The organism is Spirillospora sp. NPDC048911, from assembly GCF_043198015.1.
Classification (GTDB): Bacteria; Actinomycetota; Actinomycetes; order Streptosporangiales; family Streptosporangiaceae; genus Spirillospora.
The window spans coordinates 331,808-351,394 of the sequence record NZ_JBICUD010000001.1 but is presented as its reverse complement, the minus strand read 5'-3'; the positions used below and the strand labels follow the sequence as shown (position 1 = coordinate 351,394).

Here is a 19,587-nt window from a genome sequence, read left to right as displayed (position 1 = left end):
CACCGACTGATCGCGACGATCGCGGTGACGGAGGAGGTGGACGACATGACGGCGACTCGGACGCCGGCGACCGCTCCGGGTGGACGGGACATCGACGTCGCACCGGGACGGCTGTTCATCGGCGGTGAGTGGGTCGAGGCGGCGGACGGAGCCACGCGCGAGATCCTCGACCCCGCGACCGGCGCGGCCATCACCACGGTCGCCCACGCGGGCACCGAGGACGCCGCCCGTGCCGTCGCCGCGGCGCGCACCGCCTTCGACGACGGAGGCTGGGCGAACCTCCATCCCCGGGAACGCAGCCGGATCCTCCTGCGGGCCTCGGAGATCCTCTGCGCCCGCGCGGCGGAGTTCGCCGAGCTGGAATCCCTGGACGTGGGCAAGCCGGTCATGTTCACCCGGACGGCCGACATCCCCACGGCCGTCGAGACCTTCGAGTACTACGGCAACCTCGCCGCCGGGCTCGCGGGCGCCGCCCGGCCCACGACCGCGCCGGCGCTGGCCTACACGCGCCGCGAGCCGATCGGCGTGGTCGCGGCGATCACCCCGTTCAACTTCCCGCTCATCCTGTCCACGACGAAGATCGCCCCCGCCCTGGCCGCCGGCAACACGGTCGTGCACAAGCCCGCCGAGGAGACCCCGCTGACCGCGCTACGGCTGGCCGAGGTGCTGCGCGACGCGGGCGTTCCCGACGGGGTGTTCAACGTGGTGACCGGTGACGCCACCGCCGGGCAGGCGCTGGTGGCCGACCCCCGGGTGGACAAGGTCGCGTTCACCGGCTCCACCCTCGTGGGCCGGCTGGTCGCCCAGGCCGCCGCCCAGAACCTCACGAAGGTCACCGTCGAGCTGGGCGGCAAGGGCGCCGACATCATCTTCGCGGACGCCGATCTGGAGGCCGCGATCAACACCGCGGTCTCGGCGTTCGTGTTCAACACCGGGCAGTTCTGCATGTCGGGCAGCCGCCTGCTGGTGGAACGTCCCGTCTACGAGGACGTACTCGAAGCGCTCGGCCAGGCGTGCGCCCATATCCCCGTCGGCGACCCGTTCGCGGAGGGCACCGTGGTCGGGCCGATGGCAGGTCCCAAGCATCTGGCCAAGGTCAGATCCTATCTGGACCGCGCCCGGGCCGAGGGCGTGCGCGTCCTCGGGGGCGGGACGGTGCCGGGCGGCTCGGGCGGCTTCTTCGCCGCCCCGGCGGTGCTGGCCGGTGTGGAGCAGTCCTCGCCGTACGTCCAGGAGGAGATCTTCGGGCCGGTGCTGACGGTGCAGCCGTTCGACACCGAGGAGGAGGCCGTCCGGCTGGCCAACGACACTCCCTTCGGCTTGGCGGCGGGCCTGCAGACCCGCGACATCGGCAGGGCCCACCGCGTCGCGGCGGCGCTGCGGGCGGGGATCGTCTGGGTCAACGCGTGGGCCGTCCTGGACGTCGCGATGCCGTTCGGCGGCTACAAGCAGTCGGGCTACGGCAGGGAGAACGGGCCCGAGGGGCTCGACGAGTACCTGCAGACCAAGTCCGTCGTGGTCTCGCTCGCCTGATCACTGGAGGAAACCGCATGATCACCACCACGGCCGCGATCGTCGAGGAGCCGGGCGCACCGTTCACCGTGCGGGAGGTGTCCCTGGAGGAACCGCGCGCCGGCGAGGTCCTGGTCCGCATGGTCGCCGCCGGGCTCTGCCACACCGACCTCACCGTCCGGGCGGGCGGCATCCCGTTCCGGCTGCCCGGCATCCTCGGTCACGAGGGCGCGGGCGTGGTCGAGCGGGTCGGCGCGGGCGTCACCAAGGTCAGGCCGGGCGACAAGGTGCTGCTGAGCTTCACCTCGTGCGGGCACTGCGGGGCCTGCCGCGGCGGGCATCCCGCGTATTGCGACAGCTGGCTGCCGAGCAACCTGATCAACGGCACTCGTGACGATGGCAGCCCCACGGCGCACCGCGATGGGGACCCCGTCGGCGGGCACTTCTTCGGCCAGTCCTCGTTCGCGCGGCACGCCCTCGCCGACGAGCGCAGCACCGTCCGAGTGGATCAGGACGCCCCGCTGGAGATCCTGGCGCCGCTCGGCTGCGGCGTGCAGACCGGCTTCGGCACGGTCTGGAACATCCTCGGCCCCGCGCCCGGCTCGACGCTGGCGGTGTTCGGCGCCGGCGCGGTCGGCCTCGCGGCGATCATGGCGGCGACCGAGCTGCCCCTCAAGGCCGTCTTCGCGATCGACCGCGTCCCCGCCCGGCTGGACCTCGCCACCGAGCTGGGCGCCACCCACACCATCGACGTGGGCTGGGTCGACACCGCCAAGACGCTGCTGGAGCTCACCCACGGCCGCGGCGTCGACCACGCCATCGACACCACCGGCAACCCGGGCGTGCTGCGCACCGCCGTGGACACCCTCGCCGCCCGCGGCACCTGCGCGGTCGTCGGTGCCCCGCCCGCGGGCACCGAGGTGTCCCTGGACGTCCAGGGCCTGCTCACCGGCAAGAAGATCGTCGGTGTGACGCTCGGCGACGGCGAGCCCGAGACCCTGCTGCCCCAGCTGGTGGACCTGCACCGGCGCGGCCGGCTCCCACTGGAGAAGCTGGTCCGGCACTACCCGCTGGAAGGCCTGGACCAGGCCGCCGACGACATGCACCAGGGCCGGACGATCAAGCCGGTGGTCTGGTTCTGAGCGCGCCCGGCGCCTTCGTCACCTCGGGAGGTCGCCGGGCGTTGGGGGGAGATGACGCCCCGGCTCTGAGTTCCCCAGTGCCGGGGCGTCGTCGCGCCTAGTGAGGGTGGAACTTCATGCCCATGGCCCACATTCAGGGGGTTGTCGCGTTCGTGGGCGCGGGCATGGGCGTGTCCGTAGGTGCTGGTGTGCCCACGACGGGAAGGCCATCGACAAGATCACCGACGGTGCTGCCAACGCTGCCGACGGTGTCGCTGAGGGAGTCGCCGACGCTTTCGGTGGGGGCGCTCTGGGGCCGCTTGGCGTGCGTGTCGGGCGCGGCCGTCTGCTGGGAAGACAGAATCGTGCCGACGGTGAGGGCCGCGAGCGCGATGGTGCCGCCGACGGCCACGATCAGTGCCGCCGGGCGGATGGGGAGGTTCATCCGTGCTCCTTGAGGGTCGGAACCGGTCACCCATCTAGTAGCCATCTGTAATCGAACAATGACAGCAGGCAAGTAGATTCTTGGGAGATCTCGCCGCCCCTGGAGGCGTGGAAACCCTCAGCCGTCCTTCAGGTGGTACTTCATGCCCATGTGGGAGGGGCGGAAGCCGATCTTCTGGTAGAAGCGGATCGACTCGGGGCGCTGGCGGTCGGTGGTGAGCTGCACCACGCGGCAGCCGCGGGCGCGGGCCTGGTCGATGGCCCAGTCGATCATGGCTTGGCCGACGCCGTGGCCGCGCTGCTCGGCGGCGACGCGGACGCCCTCGATCTGGGCGCGCTCGCCACCGGTGTAGGTGAGGCCGGGGATGTAGGTGAGCTGCATCGTGCCCGCGATGTCGCCGTCGATGACGGCGACGACGAGGGTGTTGCCGGGATCGTGCTCGATCGCGTCGAAGGCCTTCCAGTACGCGTCGGGGATCTCTTCGCCGAGGGTCTCGCGCGTGGCGCCCAGCGGGTCGTCGGCGAGCAGGCGCACGATCGCGGGGACGTCGTCCCTGGTCGCGGCGCGGAAGGTGACTTCGGGGTGCACGGCCACAGGGTATCCGGACGTTGTGTAGCAAATGTCACCGTGGCTTGTAGTACTACGGGTTGTAGTACTACGTTGAGTGGACAACCACCCCGACTCTCCGCGAGGCGTGTCATGAAAGCCACCAACGAGGACCACTGGACGGACCGCGCCATCTGCCGTGGCGCCGACCCGGACCTCTTCTTCCCCATCGGCTACTCGGCCGAGGTGCTCCAGGACCAGCAGCGCAAGGCCAAGGAGATCTGCGGTAACTGCCCGGTGACCACCGACTGCCTGTCGTGGGCGCTGCGGGTCGGCGAGCCGGACGGGATCTGGGGCGGGACGACTCCCGAGGAACGCCGGCACCTGCGCCGCCGGGCCGACGCCCCGGCACGGCGCCGCCTGCCCGTGATCTCCGTACGCGACGACGTCGAAGAGCACGAGCAGGCGGCCTGACCTACCGCGGCTTGATCTACCAGGGAACGGCCATCACGTTCACGTGGTCGTTGGCCGGGTCGTAGTAGGACATCAGAAGATTGGCCGAGGTGCTGAGTGCCGGGTGGCCGAAGTACGCCCGGCACAGATCGAGGCCCGACTGGTCGCCGCACGGTGCCGTGCCGGTCCGGGTGACGCTCCAGCCGCCGGTGAGCGAACTCGAACGCCAGATCCGGAAGTTCCCGCCGATGTCGGTCTGCTCGACGATCACGAAGCCCTTGCCGAGTGCCCCGAAGTTCTCGGCGTGCACCGCCAGGGGCTTCGCGCCGGGAAGGATCGACGTCGCGGCGTTGTGGTCGGCGACCCAAGCCGACCCCGTCCAGTACCGGTAGTTGGTCCCCGTCCCCCACGAAGAGGCGGTCGCGTTCACGCGGGCGAGGGTGACGCGGCCGCTCCCGCAGGCACCGAAGGCCTGCGAGTCGCAGATGTAGCCGAAGAGGTAGAGGAAGCCGCCGGAGAAGATCGGCGAGCCGAGGATCTTCTGGAACGGCAGCTGCGTCGTGGACGAGAAGACCTGCTTCTGCCCGCTGAGGGTGTTGGTCGACGGGTTGTACTCGACCAGGCCGTAACGCTCGGCGGTGATTCCGCCGCCATGGACGCAGACGTCGGCGTACGGGATGAGCACCTTGGCGCCGCCGGACGGCTGCCCCGCCACACCCGAGGCCCACGACGCCGGGTAGGACGAGCCCGGTACCTGGCAGTCGTCCCCGTTCGGCAGGACGAGCCCGGCCGGCACGGGCAGCAGCCCGGCGGGCGGACGGTTGCTCGGCGCGTTGATGGGGGCGGTCGGGGTCGGGATCTCGGTCAGCGTCGTGGGGACCTGGCCCGCGGTGTACGGCCCGATGGCCGCCGTGACGCCCAGCCAGAAGCCCGAGAACGTCCCGCTCCAGGAGGAGTCACAGAAGATCCACAGGGCCTGGTCGGTCGTGCCGGGCGCCTTGGTGCTGTAGCCGCAGTCGCGGCTGACGACGTTGCCGGCGGCGGCGGTCTCGTAGCGGGACAGGACCTTGGACGGCGGTGGCGCGTTGGCGGCCAGGACGGCGGTCGGCGCGAGGAGGAGGGACGCGGCGCCAGCCGCGCACGCGAGTCTGCGGAGAACGGAGGGGCGGAGCTTCACCGGCGGCCTCCCGGAGTGGAAGTGAGCTCGCCCCAAGGTAAAGCCGCGCCGATCTTGAGGGGGAGGCCGTGACCGAGGGCGGTCAGGGGAGGAGGGCGACCTTGCCGATGACCCGGCGATTGAGTAGGTCGTCCAATACCTTGCCCGCTGCGTCCAGTGGCTCGGTGTGGGGCGGAACCGGGTCCAGATGGCCGTCCCGCACCTGTCGCAGCAGCTCGTTGAGCAACGCGCGCTGCGCCTGCGGGTTGGACCCCGACCACGCGCCCCAGTCGACGCCGACCACGGCCCGGTTGCGCAGCAGGACCTGGTTGAGCGGCAGTGCCGGGATCGTGCCGGACGCGAAGCCGATGACCAGGTACCGGCCGTTCTCGCGGAGCGCCCGCAGGGCAGGATCGGCCAGCGCGCCGCCGACCGGGTCGTACACGAGGTCGACCCCGCCCTCCGACCAGGCCCGCGCGGCGGACTTGACGTCCGTGGAGGTGTCGAGCACCGCGTCGGCACCCGCCGCGAGGGCCGCGTCGCGCTTGCCCTCGGTCGAGGCCCCGGCCAGGACTCTGGCTCCCAGCGCCTTCGCCACCTGGACCGCCGCCAGGCCGACGCCGCCTCCGGCCCCGAGAACGAGGATGTTCTCGCCTGGCTTCAGGCCGCCTCGCTCGCGGAGCGCGGAGAGCGCGGTGCAGTAGCTCTGGGTGAACGTGGCGGCCCGTGCGGCGTCGAGCTCGTCCGGGATCGGCACGGCCGCCGCCGCGGGCACCACGACCTGCTCGGCGAAACCGCCGAGACCGCAGCCGGCCAGCACCCGGGTCCCGACGGCGGGCCCGGTGACGTCCGGCCCGACAGCGGTCACGGTGCCTGCTATCTCGGAGCCGGGGACGAAGGGGAGGGGCGGCTTGATCTGGTACCTGCCGTGCACGAACAGCCCGTCCACATAGTTGACCCCGGCCGCCTCGACCGTGATGACCACCTGTCCGGGGCCCGGTTCGAGCGGCTTGATCTCGGTCACGGTCACGGAGCCCGGCTCTTCACACCGCACAGCGCGCATTGGCCCAATATGGCCGAAACCGAATCTTGTTCGCCAGGTATGAAGGAGATCGGCCCGGGCACCAACGCGGGCGGGCGTACGTTCAACTTTTGACGGCAGGGCCACGAGCACGGGCGGCACACATGAGTTATCCGGCGGTCCCCGAGAGGCATCGCTCCGAAGGACTGGCGACCCACGGCATGCGCGCCGTCTCCGCACTCGCCCTGGTCGGCGCCATGACCGCCGTCATGTGGGTGCTCGAGATCGCCGACTACACGATGAACGGCGCGCTCGACCGGTTCGGCATCCAGCCCCATGACGTCGACGATCTGCCCGACATCTTCACCGCCCCGTTCATGCACGGCGGGTTCGAGCACCTCGTCGGCAACACCGTCCCGTTCGTGATCCTGGGCTTCCTCGCCGCCGCCCGCAGCGTCGCCAAGTTCCTGGCGGCCAACCTGCTGATCATCGTGGTGGGCGGCCTCGGGGTCTGGTTCACCAGCTCCGCCAACACCCTCGGCTCCAGCATCCTGATCTTCGGCTACTTCGGCTACCTGCTGGGGCGCGGCCTCTTCGAACGCCGGCTCCTCGACATCGCCATCGCGATCGGCGTCGTCCTCCTCTACGGCGGCATCATCGTCGGAGTGCTGCCCAGCGACCCCAGCATCTCCTGGCAGGGCCACCTCTTCGGCCTCATCGGCGGCGTCCTGGCCTCCTGGACCCTTCGCCGTCGCCGCACTCCCGTCGAAGCCTGACGCCGCCCCGCACCGGCCCGGCAGTCTGAGGCAGTCCCTCAGCGCCCGGTCGCTCCACCGGATCGAGTCCTGACCTCAGCATGCCCAATAATCTGCAACCGCCCCGGTAGATATTCCAGCGGGATGCAGGTATAGTTCTTGTCATCGACGTGGAACAAAGTCCATGAGACGTGGCAGAGGATGAACTGCCCGGTGATGGATGGGTCCAGGTCAGGCGTACGGGAGCCAGCGCAAGGCAAGGGGCTTCCGTAGCTGACCGGAGTGGGCCCGGAGCGGCCAGACGGGCCGCCGTTTGAAAAGGAAAAGTAGGTAGGCAAGAGAAGGGAGTGTTGAACGCCATCAGGATCGCCCGCTGCAGGCTCCAGTCACGCCGCGCGGGTACCGCAGTCACAGATTGGACGGTGGTCTACGGTCACGCATTCGCGATCCCCGCGTTTCGTACGCGGTACAGACGCCGGCCCGAAGGCCGGCAGATGGTGTTGAACCTCATCGGGCCCCGGTGCCGCAGTTGGCGCCGGGGCCCCCGTTGGCGTTACGGAAGGCTTTATGAACCAATCCGAACCGGTCGCTCCCCATGGCGACACCTTTGACGACAAGCTCGACGACGACGATTACCCGGCCTACAGCATGGGCCGTGCCGCGGAGATCCTCGGTGTCACCCCCGCGTTCCTGCGCAGTCTGGACACCGCCAAGCTCATCGCGCCGCAACGTTCAGGCGGCGGGCACCGCCGCTATTCCCGCTACCAGCTCCGCCTCGCGCAACGTGCCCGTGAACTGGTCGACCAGGGCACCCCGCTGGAGGCGGCCTGCCGCATCATCATCCTCGAAGACCAGCTCTCCGAGGCCCAGCGCATCAACGCCGAACTCCAGCGACGGCGGGCCGCCGACCGCTGATCGTCCTGCCGGGCGCTGACGCTCGCGCGGCAGCGCCCGGGTGTGGAGGGCGGCAGCCGCGGTCCCGGAGGCGGGCGGCGCGCCGGATACGGGGCTCAGCTCGGACGGACGGTGATGTCGGAGACGACGGCGTCGCGCGGCATCTCCAGGGCCGCCAGCACACCGCGCGCGATCGACATGGGGTCGGCGTAGTCGGCGGCGTTGTAGGGCTCGCCTTCCTGTGCGCGGACCTTCTGCTGCATCTCGGTGGCGGTGCGGCCCGGGTAGACCGTGGTGACCTGCAACGCCGTCTCTTCGGCGCGCAACGAGTCGGCGAGGGCGCGGAGCCCGAACTTGCTCGCCGCGTAGGCCGACCAGTTGGGGTGGGCCTGGAGCCCGGCGGTCGAGTTGACGAAGACGACATGGCCCTGCGCGGCACGCAGCGCGGGGAGCAGGATGCGGGTCAGCTCGGCGGCCGAGACGAGATTGACCATGAGCTGGTCGATCCAGTGGTCGGCGTCCTGCTCGGCCACCGGCCCGAGATCGACGACTCCGGCGCTGTGGACGACGCCGTCCAGCCGGTCGGGCATGGCCGTCTCGGCCAGGGCGGCCTCCAGGCGCCGGGGGCCGGTCAGGTCGAGGGTGATCGTCTGGACCGTGGCGCGCCCGGGCGCCCCGGTGCGCACCGCGCCCGGTTCGCCGTTGTGGTCCCGGATGATCATTTGGGTCTGCGCGTGCGCTCCGCTGCCGAGCGCCTTGGTGAGCGTGGCGAGCCGTTCGGGGGAACGACCGGTCAGGATCAGGTCATGGCCCCGGTCGCGGAGCAGCTCCGCCACCGCCTTGCCGATGCCGCCGGTAGCGCCGGTGATCAGATAGGTGCCCATGGCGCCCCATTCTCGCGGATCTCTCGGTCAGTTAGGGCGTAGAACGCGGGTCACGCCGGCGATCAGCGCGGTCGCCAGCACCCAGCCGACCGCGACCAGGCCATAGGCCACCCAGCGAGACCAGCCGGTCGGGTCGAACGCCTGCTGCTGGCCGAACGTGTCGATCGGGATCAGCAGGTCCAGGGTGTAGACGAACGCATGGAACGCGGGCTGCTCAGCGGGCTGTTTGATCCCCCGGGGATGGTGGATCGAGAACACCGTGGTGCCGACGGCCACCAGCGTCCCGAACCACGCGAACGCCAGCCATGGGCGGTAGCCGTAGCCCACCGTCCAGTCGAGGAGGAGGTTCCACGCCTTGCCGATCGGGTTGAGGGCACGGCGGCGGGCACGCAGCTTGGCCAGCTGGATGCGGCGGGCGAGGTTGTCGTGCCCGATGGCGTGGTACCAGGCGGCGAGCTGCTCGTACGGCTGCAGGTGGAACTGGTTGTCCCGGTCGACCCAGCGAAGGCGGTCCTTGAACTCGCCGCCCTGGAGCGAGTCGTAGACCAGGCCGTTCAGCCAGATCTTCTCGGGATAGATGTCAGGCGAGTCCATCAGCACGCCGACGCGGGAGTCGGCGAGGCTCACTGTCCCCTTGACGCGTTCCTCCGGCCAGAGGATGAGCTCGTCCACGTGCATATGGCTGCCGTGCAAGGCCATGCGTTCGGGATCGCACGAGTCGAGGTACGCGCGGGAGAACGAGAGGGTGCCGTTCACCCGCATGCCGCGCAACCGCATGGTGCCCTCGGCGCGGAAGTACCGGCTGAACTCGGCCGCGTCGTCGACGATCATGTTCTGGGCGTCGAGGGCGAGGCGACCCGGGTTGCGCAGGACCGTGCCCTCCATGAAGAGGCCGCCGCTCATCCGCGCGCCGACGAGCCGCATCCCGCCGGTGATCTCGGCGTCCCGGATGAAGCAGCCGGCGTCGACCACCAGCCCGCCGCTGAACAGCGCCCACTTCTCCGGGTCGGTCTCGGTGACCTTCGTGCCGTTCATCCGGAAGCCGCCGGTGAGGTGCGCGCGCGGCAGCCGGATCTGGCCCTCGACCACCGTCCCCGACAGGCTGAGGTAGCCGTCGGCGTGCAGCCCGCCGCCGTCGAAGCCCGGCATCCGGCAATCCGACAGCCGTAGCTGGCGGGTCGTGCAGTTGGAGAACTTCGGCGCCTCCAGCAGCCGGCAGGACTCCAGCCGCAGCTCGTACTCGACCGTGCCGCCGCTCACGTCGATCCGCCCGATGACGTACGCGCCGCGCAGCCGTACCGCGGGCACGAAACCGTCGCGCGTCCCGCACGCGCCCAGCAGCAACTGGGTGATCACCTCGGCGCGGACGATCCGGTCGGGGTCGGGCCCGGCGGGGACGTCGTCGCCGAGGACGACCTCCGCTCCCGTCGGGAAGGCCCGCCAGAGCCGTCGTTCGGTAGCGCTCAATCCAGGGGGTTCGGCCACGGGCTCACTTTCTATGGTGGATCCCCCTCGCGATCAAGTGCGTCGGCGCGATTTCGATCTAGAAGAACCCCCGGCGGCGGCCCGCCTGCTGCAGGAAGCCGTCGAGCTGCTGCTCCCAGTTGGTGTGGTCGACGGTGGCGAAGTCCACGGTGAAGCGGGAGAACGCGTCGTGGCCCTCGGAGATGAAGCCGCCGCGCTTGTCGAGCTCCAGCACGACCTCCATCGAGGTGGGGTAGGAGACGAACGTCACTTCGAGCTGCTTAATGCCGCGCGCGTACTGCTGCGGCGGGTAGAACTCGATCTCCTGGTAGAACGGCAGCTCCTGGTGGACGCCCCAGATGCGGCCCTTCTCGCAGTCGGCGTTGCGGAACTGGAAGCCCAGGTTGGAGAACGCCGCCAGGATGCGCTCCTGCGCGGGCAGCGGGTGCACCGCGATCGGGTCGAGGTCGGTCGCGTCGACCGCCTTCGCCACTTCGAGCTCGGTGGCGAGGCCGACGGTGGTGCCGTGCAGCGCGCGGCCGTAGAAGTGCGTGAGCGGCGCCTCCCACGGGATGGGGAACTGGAACGGGACGGTGTGCCGAGCGCCGTCGTCCAGCCGGAAGCTGCCCGCGACCGGCAGCTTGGCGTACTCCAGGTTGGAGGTGTACTCGTTGTCGCCGGACTCGACCTCGACGCGGGTCTTGAGCGCCAGGTTGACCGCGATGATGTCGGAGTCGTGCTTGCCACCGATGATGGTGATCTCGCCGGTGATGGTGCCGCCAGGCGTCGTGTTGGGGTTGTGCAGGACGGTCTCGATCTCCGGACCGCCGACGCCGGCCGCCTGCAGCAGCTTCTTGAAGACCATGTCGTTCCCCTCCCGTGTCGGGCGTGATCACGCCCTCGTCCACTAGACGCCCGTACCGGAGGTTACGTTCCCGCAGGTGCCCGGCGCATCAGGATCGCTTCGCGCGGGCCGGTCCGGTAGCGGACAGCGCGGCCGCGGAAGCGGCCTCAGGCGCACCCCAGGAGCCTCAGGCGCGGCCCAGGGCCCGGTACTCCCAGCCGGCCTCGCGCCATTGCGTCGCGTCCAGCGCGTGCCGGCCGTCCACGATCCGCTTGTGCCTGACGACCGTGGCCAGCGCGTCCGGGGCGACCTCGCGGAAGTCGGCCCATTCGGTGAGGAGCACCACGACGTCGGCGTCCTCGGCCACGTCGAGCGCGCTCTCCCCGTACCGCAGCTCGGGGAAGGCGCGGCGGGCGTTGTCGAGCGCGGCCGGGTCGTAGACGCGCACCCGCCCGCCGAGCCCGTGCATCGTGCGCGCCACGTCCAGGGCGGGCGCGTCGCGGATGTCGTCGGAGTTGGGCTTGAACGCGGCGCCCCAGCAGGCGATCCGGGCGCCGGAGATCGTCCCGCCGAGCAGCTCGCGGACCAGGTCGACCGTGCGGGCCCGGCGGCGCCGGTTGATGTCGTCGACCTCGCGCAGGAACGCGACGGCCTGGCCCACGCCGAGCTCCTCGGCGCGGTGGGCGAACGCCCGGATGTCCTTGGGCAGGCAGCCGCCGCCGAAGCCCAGGCCCGGCTTGAGGAACTTGCCGCCGATGCGGTCGTCCAGCGCGAGCGAGTCGGCCAGGTCCTTGATGTCGGCGCCGACCGCCTCGCACACCTCCGCCATCGCGTTGATGTAGGAGATCTTGGTGGCGAGGAACGAGTTGGCCGCCACCTTGACCAGCTCAGCGGTGGCGAGGTCGGTCCGCACGACCGGGGTGCCGAGGTCCAGGATGGGACGGAAGGCGTCGTGCAGCCGTTCCTCCGCCCACGCGGAGGGGACGCCGAAGACCAGCCGGTCGGGACGCATCGTGTCGTCGACGGCGAAGCCCTCGCGCAGGAACTCCGGGTTCCACGCGAGCTCCACCTCCGCCCCGGCGGGAGCGAGCTCCTGGAGGACGTCGGTCAGCCGGGCGGCGGTGCCGACGGGGACGGTGGACTTGCCGACGACCAGGGTGCGGCGGTCCAGATGCGGCGCCAGGGACCGGACCGCGGCGTCCACGTAGGTGAGGTCGGCCGCGTCCGATCCGGGCTGCTGCGGGGTGCCCACACAGACGAAGTGCACGTCGCCGAACTCGCCAGCCTCGGCGAACGAGGTCGTGAAACGCAGCCGTCCCGATTCGAGGGCCTTGGCGAGCAGCTCGGGCAGGCCCGGCTCGAAGAACGGGACCTCACCGGAGGCGAGTCTGGCGATCTTTCGTTCGTCCACGTCCACGCCGAGGACGTCGTAGCCGAGCACGGCCATGCAGATCGCGTGGGTCGCGCCGAGGTAGCCGGTACCGATCACGGTGAGGCGCGGGGTTTCGTTCATGAGCACGTGCCCTTCTTGGTCAGCCGGCCGCCCTTGACCTTGTTGTCGCAGGCGATCGTGTTGCCGCCGGCCGTGTCGTTGATGCCGACGCCCTTGCCGCCGGCGAGGTCGATCGAGTTGTCGCGGAAGGTGTTGCCGGTGCCCCAGCCGTCGACGATCTCATGGGTCTGGAAGCCGTCCACCGGGGTGCCGACGCCCGTGTTGCCCTCGATGAGGTAGCCGTTGCCCTTGACGTCGATCCACGAGTCGTTGTGCTTGCTGCCGCCGGTCTTCGAGCCGTCGAAGACGTTGCCGGTGACGCGGCCGCCGGTGGTGCCCTCCTTGATGTCGATCGCCTCGGCGGTCGCCCGGATCACGTTGCCGCGCACCACGTTGCGGTCGCTCCTGTCGACCTTGCCGCCGGAGAACTGCTCCCAGTTGGACTCGGCGGTGCCCAGATAGACGCCCTCGCCGAACTTCTCGCGGCGCAGCCCGGTGTTGAAGATCTTGTTGTACTGGACGGTGTTGCCGGTGGAGAAGTTGCGCAGGTGGATCGCCTCGTCCCCGATCTCGTGCACGGTCAGCCCCTGGATGATCGACCCGTTGCTGGTGTCGGCCATCACACCTTTCTGGCTGTCGCGCACCGTGAACCCGATCAGCCGCCAGTGGTTTGCCCGGTTGAGGTGGAACGCGTAACCCTTCTTGACCCCGCCGCCGTCGAGGACCGCGTCCGGGCCGCCGCAGAGGAAGATGGGCTTGGCCGAGGTGCCGGATGTCCGCGCCACGAACTGGCCCTCGTAGGTGCCCGCGTCCATCTTGATCACGTCGCCGGGTTGCGCCGCGGCCAGCGCCTGCTCAAGTTCTTTGGCGTCGCCGACGGTCGTGGTCGCGCCGGGGCATGAGACCTTCCCTGGACCGCTGGGCACCGGGAGCGTGAACGGCTCGCCCGATGGCGCGCCACCGCCACCGTCGCTGCCTCCGTCCCCACCACCGTCATCCCCTCCGTCTCCGCCGCCGCCCTCGGTGATCTCGGGCGCCGCACCCGGCACGCCGCCCGTTCCGGTCGTCGCGCCACCCGCGGCGTTGCCGGGATCCCCGCCGTCGCCGCTCAGCCCGGCCACGAAGATCGCGAGCACGGCCATGAGCACCGCGCCGATCGTCAGCCCGGCGATGAACTTGAGATCGAGCCTGGACCTCAGCTCGAGCATGGACTTCATCCCTGGACTTCTCCTTCCGGGCTCCTGAAGATCATCTCTGATCCGGCCGGGCGCCCCGTCATGACCCCGTGGAGGCGCGCTCCAGCCGGCGGGCGGGGCGTTCTTCGAGCTTCGCCTGCTGCGCGTACGGGTGGACGCCCCGGCGGCCGACGCGGAGCCCGGCGGTGGCGCGCGACCGGTACATCGAGACGCCCACGAGCATGAGCACGCTGAACCAGATCACGTTCATGGGCTTGAACACGCGCTTGACCCACGTCCAGAAGCCCGTGGTCTTGTGCCATCCGGCGACGTTGTTGTTGACGTTGGCGTAGCGGCCCTTGGCGAGGTCGACGTCCATCACGCTGAGCCCCGAACCGCTCAGGGTGTTGCCGGCGATGCGCGTGCCGGCCACGTTCCCCTTGAGCGTGAGCCCGTGCCGGTGCGCGGACTGCACGGTGTTGCCGCTGATGGTGGTGGCGGCGTCGCGCAGGTACAGGGCGGTCTGGGCGCCGGTGATGATGTTGCCGGAGACCGATCCGCCGTCGACGCCGTCGCGCAGCACGATGCCCTGCCGCCCCGGCCGGCTGATCTGGTTGCCGACGAGCTGGACGCCGGCGGCGCGGTCCCGGACCACGATGCCCATGTCGCCGCCGCTGATCCGGCTGTTCTGCACCTGGACGGTGTCGCCGCCGAGGATCTCGACCCCGTTCCGCCGGTTGTTCCTGATCGTCGCGCCGCTCACCAGGTTGTTGCCGAACGCGGTGATCGTCTCGCCGGACGCGGAGGGGCCGTCCGCCAGCGGCTGGCCGTTGAGGGTGAACCCGTTGCCGCCGTTGCCGCCGGACGTGCAGTTGGTGACGCGCACGCCCTCGGTGCCGCGCGACAGCACGAAGCCGTCGCCGCGGCTCCGCGTGACCGTGGTGTTCTCGATCACCGCGTTCTTGGCGAACCGATGCAGCAGCACGCCGTGCACCAGGCTGCCGGTGATCGACACATTGCTGATCTGCGCCTGATTGGAGGCCGTCACGAAGATCCCGTACGCGTTGCCCGCGACCGTGGTGTGGTCGATCGTCCCGGTGACGAGGTTGGCCGCGGGCACGTAGAAGCCGGTGGCCTTGCCCTTGGGCACGCCGGCCGGGACGACCTCGATCTCCTCGCGGCCGCCCGTCGTGGTGTCGGTGCCGCCGTTCGGCAGCCGGATGCCGCCGTGCACGCCGCCGGTGCCGGGGAGCTGCTCGGCGGCCGTGTCGGGCCGGTCGGAACCGGTCAGCGCGATGCCGCCGGTCCGTCCGCTCCAGAACCCGAGGTCGGAGATCTGCGCGTACTTCATCGTGAACTCGCCGCCGATCGCGCGCACGTACGCGCGGCCGTCGGCGACCTGCGTGTCGGGTTTGCGGGTCTCGCTGTTCCAGCTGGTGAAGCGCACCGGGTTCTGCGCCGACCCGTTGACCCGGACGCTGCCGCCCGCGCTGACGATCGAGACGAACGAGCCGGGGACGCTGCGCATCCGGATGGTCAGCGGTCCCGAGGCGCTCTGCAGAATCAGCTTGCCTCCGCCCGCCAGGAAGATGTTGACCCCCAGCAGGTAGGAGCCGTCGCTCTGGCGTTGGAAGTCTTGCCCGGCCAGGCGTGCCAACTCCTGGACGTAGTAGGGCTGGCGTCGCTGAGGCAATACCAGCGTCCGCCCATTGGCAGAGCTGAGGATTCTCGGCTGGCGTGCCTGGGCCGCCTGCGAACCGCCCGCCGCCAGGTCCGAGTCCTGCTTGGCGCGGACCTGCATGACCCGCAGATCCTCGGCGTCGACGAGCGTCGCCTGCTGGCGCGCGGCCTCGGGCGCGACGTCGTTGACCGCGGGCAGGTCGGGCGTGCGGCTGGCAACGTAACGCTCGTAGGTGTACGTGCCGCCGCCGACCAGCCCGAGCACGAGCACGGTCGTCAGGACCTTGCCCTTGCGCATCTTTCTGGGCGGCGGCTCGTCCAGCGACGGTGCTTCAGGCCGAGGTTCGGGTCGAGGTTCAGGTCGAACTTCAGGCTGAGGTTCAGGCTGGGCCGGATCCCCCGGGTGTTCGTTCATTCGAGCCCCTCACCTTCGGGGCGGGGGGCGCTCTGCCGCGTCGAGGCGCGGACCAGATCAGATCCGGTCAGATTGAGCAGGTCGGGCAGGTGGTGATGGGATCCGTGCAGCGGTCGGGAGCCGTGTGCGGGTGAGGGGCCGTGCAGCCGGTGGGAGACGGCCTGCGCCGTGGCCCTGGCGGCGGCCTCGACGCGGCGGGGCAGTGCGATCACCGGCCGTTCGTCCAGCGGCCGCTGGAGCTCGTACGGGTGAACGCCGACGCGGCGGACGCGCAGCCCGCCGTTCCCGCGGGCCCGGAGCATCGAGAGGATCACGAGCGACAGGACACCGAACCAGATGAGGTTCATCGGCTTGGCATACCGCTTGGCCTTGGTCCACAGCGAGGCGGTGTCGTTCCAGCCCTCGGTGTTGTTGTCCGCGCGCTTCACCTTGCCGTGGGCGCGCGACGCGCTCACGGCGCTGGTGCCTGACCCGCTGAGCGTGTTGTCGCGCACCTGCGAGCCCTTGGCGTCGCCGACGAGCGTGATGCCGTGCGCGCTGGCCCCCTTCACCACGTTGCCCACCAGCGTTCCGCTGGCATTGCGCAGGTAGATGCCGGTGCGCGCGCCGACCACGGTGTTGCCCGCCAGGCTGGCGTCGCGGACGCCGTCGCGCAGCGCGATGCCCTGCTCGCTCTGCCCGCTCAGCTGGTTGCCGGAGATCTGGACGCCGGACGCGCCGTCCCGGACCACGATGCCCATCGCGCCACCGATGATTTTGCTGTGCTGCACGGCGAGCTTGTCGCCGCCTAGCAACTCGACGCCATAGCGGCCGTTGTCCCTGGCCACGCTGTTGTTGACCGAGCTGTCACCGAAGCGCTCCAGCGACTCGCCAGAGGCGGAGGGGCCGTCGGCGAGCGCCTGGCCGTTGACCGTGAAGCCGTTGCCCTCGTTGCGTTCGGCCGTGCAGTCGGTGACCCGGATCTTCTCGGTGGCGCGCGACAGCACGAAGCCGTCGCCGCCGCTGCCGGTCACCGTGGTGCCGTGGACGTTGGCGTTCTTGGTGAACCGGTGCAGCACCAGCCCGTCGACCAGGCTGTCCTTGATCGTGTCGCCGGTGATCTGGGTCTGGTTGGAGCCGGAGACGAACAGCCCGAACGCGTTGCCGCTGATCGTGCTGTGGTCGATGGCGCCGGTGACCAGATCGGCCGCCGGGATGTGGGTGGCGGTGCCGCGGGGCTGCTCGGTCTCGAGGTCGCCGGGCCCGCCGCCGCCCGTCGTGCCGCCCTCCTTGTTCTTCTGCAGCCGGCGCTGCTTGGCGGCGTGCCGCTGCTCCTTGCTCAGCCGCTTGACGGCACTGGCGGGCCGGTCGGTGCCCGTCAGGGCGATGCCGCCGGTGCGGCCGGAGTAGAAGCCGAGATGTGACACCTCGGCGTACTTCATCTTGAAGTCGCCGCCGACCGCGCGGATGTAGGCGCGCCCGTCGGACACCTGGGTATCGGGCCGCCGGAGCCGCGCGTCCCAGCTGGTGATCTTGACCGGCTGGCGCGGCGTGCCCTCGACCTTGATGCTGCCGCCGAAGCTGACGATCGAGCTGAACGCCCCCGGCAGGCTGCCCATCCGGATGACGAGCGGCCCCGCGGGGTTGCTCAGGACCAGCTCGGCGCCGTCCGCGAGGAAGACGTGCACCCCCAGCAGGTACGAGCCGTCGGACTGCTTCTGGAAGTACTTGCCCCCGTACTTCTCCAGGTCGGCCACCGTGTAGGCCTTGCCGCTGATGGACGGCGGCAGGACCAGGGTCTTGCCGTGGGCGGAGCCGAACAGCTGCGGCCGCTTCCACTGCGCGGTCGCGTTGCCGCCGATCTGCAGGATCGCGGTGAGCACGGACCGGGTCTGCATGATCCGCTGGTCTTCCTGGTCGACCAGCGCGGCCTGCTTCGCGTAGTCCGGCTGCTGCTCCGCGGTACCAGGCGGGCTCGGCTGTGACCCGGCGGTATGGCTCGGACTCGGCTGTGGCTCCGCGGCCGCGGCAGGGCATGCCAGGATTCCGGCGCCGAGGGCCGACGTCGCTCCCAGCGCGGACCCCAGGCGCAGGAAACGGCTCAGCGAGTGGTGCGAAGAGCGGCTCAGCGAGTGGCGTATCCCCACGTCACGCAACTCCCTGCAAGGACTGGGCGTTCTGGCCGGCACCGCCCACCTGGTCGGACGTGCGGGTCAGCCAGCCCTGCCTGTTCATGGTCATGAACGCGTACAGCTTGATGGGCAGCGAGATCATGATGATCACCAGCGCCGTCAGCGGCAGCAGCAGGACCTCCGCGGGGTGGCGCTTGAGATGCGACCAGCCGCGGACGCCCCGGCCGAGGATGACCCAGCCGATCGCCAGCGCGATGCCCAGCGGGTGCAGGTTGTCCAGGGTCCGGCTGAAGATCAGGTAGGCCAGCGTGACGCCCATGGTGACCGGGGTGAGCAGGATCTGCAGCACGGTGACCTTGGTGACGAACGGCGTCTTCCACAGCCAGCCCTTCCACAGGGCCGTCAGGTAGCAGCGGTAGGAGTTGCGGCTCCACCGCACGCGCTGCTTGACGAACGCGCTGAACGTGTCCGGGAACATCGAGATCGCGCGGGCCGACGACTGGTGCACGGTCTTGTAGCCCTGCGACAACGTCAGCCAGGTGAGGCGGCCGTCGTCACCCGCGACGCACCGGCGGCCCAGGAAGAACTCGTTCTCCAGGTTGCCGACGACCGGCAGGATCACCGAGCGGCGGTACGCGGCCGTGCGGCCGGACAGGCAGGCCACGCCGCCCTTGCTCCCCATGGCGGGCACGTAGTCGTAGTAGCGCAGGTTGACCAGCCAGTCGGCGATCCGGCGCCAGACGCTGGTGGTGCGCTGGTAGACGTTCTGCTGCGTGCCGACGCCCCCGACCTGCGGGTCCTCGAACGGCATCTGGACCGCGTCCAGCAGGCCGGGCTGCCACCAGGTGTCGGAGTCGGCGAACACGACGAGCTCGCCGCGCGCCGCGCGGATGCCGACGCCCAGCGCGGAACGTTTGCCGGAGTGTTCGTAGACCAGCACTTCCAGCCGCGGATCGGTGAGCTCCGCGAGCCGCCGCTGCAGTTCGTGATCACCCACATCGACGACCATGATGATCTCGGTCGGATTCTGCGCCAGCCAGCTCTCCAGGCATTTCAACTGGATATCTGGATCTTCGCGATAAGACGGCACGACCACCGAGACGGTGGTGCGGAAATTGTTGACGACCGGCTTGTCCATGCGCGACAGGACCACCCGGTAGAGCCAGAGCGACCACACCAGCAGGCCCGCGAGCCCGAGCGGCACGAATCTGCGCCAGTCACCCCCGGCCGTCGCGTCCTGGATCGTCTCCCAGGCGTCGTTCAGCCACCCCGTGACAGCCGACAACTGCGTCCCCTCTCCCGTCGCACGGCGTCGGGAGAGGGGCGCACACCCCTGCGCCCTCCAATGGCCCCGAGCCAACCCAGCAAGACTGGGGGGTCGCAGGTCCAATTCTCAATTGCCACATCTGGCCACTCCTGCAACAGAGGCCCGGGGAGTTGCCGATCTTTCACCGAGCGCGTTGAGTGACGAAGGGAAAAAAGCTCCCGTGTGACCGTCCTGCAATCAAGTGGACCGTTCTCCGCCACGTGCTCGAAACATTGTCATGGTGGGCCGAGGGGAAATTTGGACCTCGGTGCCGCCTTGAGACTTGGGTGTCCGTTTCTCGAAGGCTCACCGA

The 19,587-nt window shown here is 70.1% G+C and carries 17 protein-coding genes; 5 read left to right on the top strand and 12 right to left on the bottom strand.

Annotated elements, in window-relative coordinates; genetic code table 11:
* Nucleotides 1-45 precede the first annotated feature (45 nt).
* Nucleotides 46-1,533, top strand: coding sequence for an aldehyde dehydrogenase family protein (locus tag ACGFNU_RS01625; protein ID WP_392589287.1), 1,488 nt, complete (start codon nt 46-48; stop codon nt 1,531-1,533).
* 17 nt (nt 1,534-1,550) lie between these two features.
* Nucleotides 1,551-2,654, top strand: coding sequence for an NAD(P)-dependent alcohol dehydrogenase (locus tag ACGFNU_RS01620; RefSeq protein ID WP_392589286.1), 1,104 nt, complete (start codon nt 1,551-1,553; stop codon nt 2,652-2,654).
* Nucleotides 2,655-2,787: 133 nt separating this feature from the next.
* Here the strand turns inward: ACGFNU_RS01620 and ACGFNU_RS01615 are convergent, their stop codons facing one another.
* Both ACGFNU_RS01615 and ACGFNU_RS01610 read right to left on the bottom strand, forming a co-directional pair.
* On the bottom strand, nt 2,788-3,078 hold the full coding sequence (locus ACGFNU_RS01615) for a hypothetical protein (protein WP_392589285.1): 291 nt from the start codon (nt 3,076-3,078) through the stop codon (nt 2,788-2,790).
* 117 nt (nt 3,079-3,195) lie between these two features.
* Complete coding sequence (locus ACGFNU_RS01610; RefSeq protein ID WP_392589284.1) at nt 3,196-3,666, bottom strand: GNAT family N-acetyltransferase; 471 nt, start codon at nt 3,664-3,666, stop codon at nt 3,196-3,198.
* Nucleotides 3,667-3,777: 111 nt separating this feature from the next.
* On the opposite strand from ACGFNU_RS01610, the gene ACGFNU_RS01605 reads away from it, so the two are divergent.
* Nucleotides 3,778-4,098, top strand: a complete 321-nt coding sequence (locus tag ACGFNU_RS01605; protein ID WP_392589283.1) for a WhiB family transcriptional regulator — start codon at nt 3,778-3,780, stop codon at nt 4,096-4,098.
* A 16-nt stretch (nt 4,099-4,114) separates the two neighbouring features.
* On the opposite strand, the gene ACGFNU_RS01600 is transcribed toward ACGFNU_RS01605, so the two are convergent.
* Nucleotides 4,115-5,254 (bottom strand): hypothetical protein, encoded by a 1,140-nt coding sequence (locus ACGFNU_RS01600; RefSeq protein WP_392589282.1) that lies wholly within the window; start codon nt 5,252-5,254, stop codon nt 4,115-4,117.
* Between the two features lie 82 nt (nt 5,255-5,336).
* Nucleotides 5,337-6,263 (bottom strand): NADPH:quinone oxidoreductase family protein, encoded by a 927-nt coding sequence (locus ACGFNU_RS01595; RefSeq protein ID WP_392589281.1) that lies wholly within the window; start codon nt 6,261-6,263, stop codon nt 5,337-5,339.
* 155 nt (nt 6,264-6,418) lie between these two features.
* Here ACGFNU_RS01595 and ACGFNU_RS01590 point away from each other — a divergent pair, with 155 nt between their 5' ends.
* Nucleotides 6,419-7,030 carry a rhomboid family intramembrane serine protease gene (locus ACGFNU_RS01590; RefSeq protein ID WP_392589280.1) on the top strand — a complete coding sequence of 204 codons (612 nt, stop codon included), beginning with the start codon at nt 6,419-6,421 and terminating at the stop codon, nt 7,028-7,030.
* Nucleotides 7,031-7,576: 546 nt separating this feature from the next.
* Nucleotides 7,577-7,924, top strand: a complete 348-nt coding sequence (locus tag ACGFNU_RS01585; protein ID WP_392589279.1) for a MerR family transcriptional regulator — start codon at nt 7,577-7,579, stop codon at nt 7,922-7,924.
* 95 nt (nt 7,925-8,019) lie between these two features.
* Here the strand turns inward: ACGFNU_RS01585 and ACGFNU_RS01580 are convergent, their stop codons facing one another.
* From ACGFNU_RS01580 to ACGFNU_RS01545, 8 genes are all read right to left on the bottom strand, one after another.
* Nucleotides 8,020-8,787 (bottom strand): SDR family oxidoreductase, encoded by a 768-nt coding sequence (locus ACGFNU_RS01580; RefSeq protein WP_392589278.1) that lies wholly within the window; start codon nt 8,785-8,787, stop codon nt 8,020-8,022.
* Nucleotides 8,788-8,814: 27 nt separating this feature from the next.
* Entirely contained in the window at nt 8,815-10,272 is a 1,458-nt protein-coding gene (locus ACGFNU_RS01575) for a hypothetical protein (protein ID WP_392589277.1), read from the bottom strand.
* A gap of 58 nt (nt 10,273-10,330) precedes the next feature.
* A complete protein-coding gene (locus ACGFNU_RS01570) occupies nt 10,331-11,116 on the bottom strand; it encodes a sporulation protein (protein WP_392589276.1) in 786 nt (261 codons plus the stop codon).
* Between the two features lie 166 nt (nt 11,117-11,282).
* Nucleotides 11,283-12,614, bottom strand: a complete 1,332-nt coding sequence (locus ACGFNU_RS01565; RefSeq protein ID WP_392589275.1) for a UDP-glucose dehydrogenase family protein — start codon at nt 12,612-12,614, stop codon at nt 11,283-11,285.
* Nucleotides 12,605-13,804, bottom strand: coding sequence for a nitrous oxide reductase family maturation protein NosD (locus ACGFNU_RS01560; protein WP_392589274.1), 1,200 nt, complete (start codon nt 13,802-13,804; stop codon nt 12,605-12,607). Before ACGFNU_RS01560 ends, ACGFNU_RS01565 begins: the two co-directional genes overlap by 10 nt.
* A gap of 58 nt (nt 13,805-13,862) precedes the next feature.
* Nucleotides 13,863-15,740, bottom strand: coding sequence for a right-handed parallel beta-helix repeat-containing protein (locus tag ACGFNU_RS01555; RefSeq protein WP_392589273.1), 1,878 nt, complete (start codon nt 15,738-15,740; stop codon nt 13,863-13,865).
* A gap of 113 nt (nt 15,741-15,853) precedes the next feature.
* Nucleotides 15,854-17,983, bottom strand: coding sequence for a right-handed parallel beta-helix repeat-containing protein (locus ACGFNU_RS01550; protein ID WP_392589272.1), 2,130 nt, complete (start codon nt 17,981-17,983; stop codon nt 15,854-15,856).
* Between the two features lies 1 nt (nt 17,984).
* Nucleotides 17,985-19,253, bottom strand: a complete 1,269-nt coding sequence (locus ACGFNU_RS01545) for a glycosyltransferase family 2 protein (RefSeq protein ID WP_392589271.1) — start codon at nt 19,251-19,253, stop codon at nt 17,985-17,987.
* Between the last annotated feature and the right edge of the window lie 334 nt (nt 19,254-19,587).